The organism is Streptomyces sp. NPDC050422, from assembly GCF_044458665.1.
In the GTDB taxonomy this organism is placed as follows: Bacteria; Actinomycetota; Actinomycetes; order Streptomycetales; family Streptomycetaceae; genus Streptomyces.
Map to the genome: position 1 here is coordinate 1 of NZ_JBITIE010000057.1, position 3,207 is coordinate 3,207.

At 56.2% G+C, this 3,207-nt stretch carries 1 rRNA gene; it reads right to left on the reverse strand.

What is annotated here, in order from left to right:
- Positions 1 to 22 precede the first annotated feature (22 nt).
- Positions 23 to 3,147: ribosomal RNA gene (locus ACIBJG_RS38700) — 23S ribosomal RNA — on the reverse strand.
- Positions 3,148 to 3,207: the final 60 nt, after the last annotated feature.

Consider the following 3,207-nt stretch of genomic DNA (forward strand, 5'->3'; position numbering starts at 1 on the left):
AACACAGTGGACGCGAGCAACTGAGGACAAGCCCTCGGCCTATTAGTACCAGTCAGCTCCACCCGTTACCGGGCTTCCACATCTGGCCTATCAACCCAGTCGTCTACTGGGAGCCTTAACCCTTCAAGAGGGTGGGAATACTCATCTCGAAGCAGGCTTCCCGCTTAGATGCTTTCAGCGGTTATCCTTTCCGAACGTAGCCAACCAGCCATGCCCTTGGCAGGACAACTGGCACACCAGAGGTTCGTCCGTCCCGGTCCTCTCGTACTAGGGACAGCCCTTCTCAATATTCCTACGCGCACAGCGGATAGGGACCGAACTGTCTCACGACGTTCTAAACCCAGCTCGCGTACCGCTTTAATGGGCGAACAGCCCAACCCTTGGGACCGACTCCAGCCCCAGGATGCGACGAGCCGACATCGAGGTGCCAAACCATCCCGTCGATATGGACTCTTGGGGAAGATCAGCCTGTTATCCCCGGGGTACCTTTTATCCGTTGAGCGACAGCGCTTCCACAAGCCACTGCCGGATCACTAGTCCCGACTTTCGTCCCTGCTCGACCCGTCGGTCTCACAGTCAAGCTCCCTTGTGCACTTACACTCAACACCTGATTGCCAACCAGGCTGAGGGAACCTTTGGGCGCCTCCGTTACTCTTTAGGAGGCAACCGCCCCAGTTAAACTACCCATCAGACACTGTCCCTGATCCGGATCACGGACCCAGGTTAGACATCCAGCACGACCAGAGTGGTATTTCAACGACGACTCCACAACCACTGGCGTGGCCGCTTCAAAGTCTCCCACCTATCCTACACAAGCCGAACCGAACACCAATATCAAACTATAGTAAAGGTCCCGGGGTCTTTCCGTCCTGCTGCGCGAAACGAGCATCTTTACTCGTAGTGCAATTTCACCGGGCCTATGGTTGAGACAGTCGAGAAGTCGTTACGCCATTCGTGCAGGTCGGAACTTACCCGACAAGGAATTTCGCTACCTTAGGATGGTTATAGTTACCACCGCCGTTTACTGGCGCTTAAGTTCTCAGCTTCGCCGACCCGAAAGTCAGCTAACCGGTCCCCTTAACGTTCCAGCACCGGGCAGGCGTCAGTCCGTATACATCGCCTTACGGCTTCGCACGGACCTGTGTTTTTAGTAAACAGTCGCTTCTCGCTGGTCTCTGCGGCCACCCCCAGCTCATGAAGTAAATTCAATCACCAGTGATGGCCCCCCTTCTCCCGAAGTTACGGGGGCATTTTGCCGAGTTCCTTAACCATAGTTCACCCGAACGCCTCGGTATTCTCTACCTGACCACCTGAGTCGGTTTAGGGTACGGGCCGCCATGAAACTCGCTAGAGGCTTTTCTCGACAGCATAGGATCATCCACTTCACCACAATCGGCTCGGCATCAGGTCTCAGCCTTAATGTGTGACGGATTTACCTACCACACGGCCTACACCCTTACCCCGGGACTACCACCGCCCGGGCTGGACTACCTTCCTGCGTCACCCCATCGCTTACCTAATACAAGTCTGGTTCGTCGGCTCCACCACTACCCTCAACTCCGAAGAGATCGGGCCGGCTTCACGGACTTAGCATCGCCTGATTCAGTATTGGGCGTTTCAAAGCGGGTACCGGAATATCAACCGGTTGTCCATCGACTACGCCTGTCGGCCTCGCCTTAGGTCCCGACTTACCCTGGGCAGATCAGCTTGACCCAGGAACCCTTAGTCAATCGGCGCACACGTTTCTCACGTGTGTATCGCTACTCATGCCTGCATTCTCACTCGTGAACCGTCCACAACTCGCTTCCGCGGCTGCTTCACCCGGCACACGACGCTCCCCTACCCATCCCAGCCCCCGTTGGGGGTACATGCTGGAATGACACGACTTCGGCGGTACGCTTGAGCCCCGCTACATTGTCGGCGCGGAATCACTTGACCAGTGAGCTATTACGCACTCTTTCAAGGGTGGCTGCTTCTAAGCCAACCTCCTGGTTGTCTCTGCGACTCCACATCCTTTCCCACTTAGCGTACGCTTAGGGGCCTTAGTCGATGCTCTGGGCTGTTTCCCTCTCGACCATGGAGCTTATCCCCCACAGTCTCACTGCCGTGCTCTCACTTACCGGCATTCGGAGTTTGGCTAAGGTCAGTAACCCGGTAGGGCCCATCGCCTATCCAGTGCTCTACCTCCGGCAAGAAACACACGACGCTGCACCTAAATGCATTTCGGGGAGAACCAGCTATCACGGAGTTTGATTGGCCTTTCACCCCTAACCACAGGTCATCCCCCAGGTTTTCAACCCTGGTGGGTTCGGTCCTCCACGAAGTCTTACCTCCGCTTCAACCTGCCCATGGCTAGATCACTCCGCTTCGGGTCTTGAGCGCGCTACTAAATCGCCCTATTCGGACTCGCTTTCGCTACGGCTTCCCCACACGGGTTAACCTCGCAACACACCGCAAACTCGCAGGCTCATTCTTCAAAAGGCACGCAGTCACGACGCACCGAGTAAACTCGATGCGCGACGCTCCCACGGCTTGTAGGCACACGGTTTCAGGTACTATTTCACTCCGCTCCCGCGGTACTTTTCACCATTCCCTCACGGTACTATCCGCTATCGGTCACTAGGGAATATTTAGGCTTAACGGGTGGTCCCGCCAGATTCACACGGGATTTCTCGGGCCCCGTGCTACTTGGGTGTCTCTTAAACGAGCCGTTAATGTTTCAGCTACGGGGGTCTTACCCTCTACGCCGGACCTTTCGCATGTCCTTCGCCTACATCAACGGTTTCTGACTCGTCTCACAGCCGGCAGACCATGAAAAAGAGATCCCACAACCCCGCATGCGCAACCCCTGCCGGGTATCACACGCATACGGTTTGGCCTGATCCAGTTTCGCTCGCCACTACTCCCGGAATCACGGTTGTTTTCTCTTCCTGAGGGTACTGAGATGTTTCACTTCCCCTCGTTCCCTCCACACTGCCTATGTGTTCAGCAGTGGGTGACAGCCCATGACGGCTGCCGGGTTTCCCCATTCGGAAACCCCCGGATCAAAGCTTGGTTGACAGCTCCCCGGGGACTATCGTGGCCTCCCACGTCCTTCATCGGTTCCTAGTGCCAAGGCATCCACCGTGCGCCCTTAAAAACTTGGCCACAGATGCTCGCGTCCACTGTGCAGTTCTCAAACAACGACCAGCCACCCACCACCCCACC